The organism is Nocardia sp. NPDC049190, assembly GCF_040648115.1.
Classification (GTDB): Bacteria; Actinomycetota; Actinomycetes; order Mycobacteriales; family Mycobacteriaceae; genus Nocardia.
Genome location: NZ_JBEZDE010000114.1, coordinates 1 through 1447, shown reverse-complemented (window position 1 = coordinate 1447; position 1447 = coordinate 1). Strand labels below are relative to the sequence as shown.

General features: G+C 65.4%; 1 protein-coding gene. It reads left to right on the top strand.

The window, feature by feature from the left end; all coding sequences use genetic code 11:
• Positions 1-63: 63 nt before the first annotated feature.
• A partial coding sequence (locus AB0B25_RS32130; RefSeq protein ID WP_357187606.1) for a hypothetical protein occupies positions 64-1447 on the top strand: 1384 nt, incomplete at its 3' end.

The window sequence follows — 1447 nt, the reverse complement described above, 5'->3', positions numbered from 1 at the left end:
CGCGCGCCGGCGGCTGCTGCGGGTTGGTTTGATGCTGCTTTGCGTTTGTTGCCGGTGACTGGTGTGGATGAGCAGCGGTTCGGGTTGCTTGTGTCGCGGGCTGGTGCGTTGGCGTATTCGGGTGGTTTGCGTGATAGTCGGGTGGCGTTGGAGCAGGCGTTGGGGTTGCTTGGTCCTGATGCGTTGGGTGAACGGTTGCGGGTGGTCGCGATGATCGCGCGTGCCGATCATGGGCTCGGGCAGGTGGAGGAGGCTCGTCGTCTGCTGGTGGCGGCTTTGGCGGAGACCGCGGTGGATAGTGCGGATGCGGTGTCGCTGGAATTGGCGCTTGCCGAGAATTGCCTGATGAGGCGGCAGTGGGCGGAGGCTGTCGAGATCGCGTCGCGGGCTCGTGGGCAGGCCGAAGCGCTGGGTGATCCCGGGTTGTTGGTCGCGTCCAGTGCTCTGCTTGCCTTGTTGACCACCTATCAGGGTGACAAGGCTCGATCGCGCTACCTCGCGGACATGGTTGCCGGCCATATCGACGCCGGTGATGTCGTCATGGCGCCTGAGTTACTCGAGCCGTTGGCGAACCTGGTCGACGCCGAGATAGGGATCGACCAGGTTCGCGCGGCCAGCCGGCACGCCGAACGCGGGCTGAAGATCAGCCGCGCCACCGGACACGGACACGTCGTCGCTCGGTTCCTGGTCGGGGAAGCCGGCGCGAAAATGCTTCTGGGTCAGCTCGAAGGCGCACGACGCGCCGCGGAATCGGCTGTCGAGGTAGCACTACTGCTCGACAACGACCAACTCCGAACCACCGCCGAAGGCATGCGCTGCTTCGTCGAGACATTGGCCGGTGACCTCTCGGCCGCCACGCATGCCGGACAAGCGGCACTACAAGCGGTCGAGCGGGCGCCTGGCGCGCACTACGCTTGGCTGGCACGCGGGGCCTACGGTCAGGCACTCGTCGAAGCGGGTGACTACGAACGCGGCCGCCGCGAAATCCAATCGATCGGCGGATCGGAACTGTCGGAGATGCCACCGATCGTGCGTTCGTTCTTCGAGTCGGCGTTGGTCAAAGCCGAACTGGCGACCGGACGCATCGACGCGGCCGAAGCGATCGTGCACCGCATGCAGGACTTCACCTTCGGCCTACGCTCCCGCGAGGGACAGGTCCTGTATTCGCGAGCACTGACACACCTCGCGCGAGACGAGTTCGACGCCGCGGCCGCAACCGCCCAACAAGCATACGAGTGCTACACAGCTGTCGAAATGAGCGTGTGGGCCGCCCGAGCCCAACTCACCATGGGCCGCGCACTGACCCGATCCGGCCGAACCGACCCAGCAATCAGCGAACTCGAACTAGCCTACAACTCACTCCGAGACGCCGGCGCCACCCGCCTCGCCGACGAAACCGCCCACGAACTACGCACCCTCGGAAAACGCATACGACGCAGACCAGACG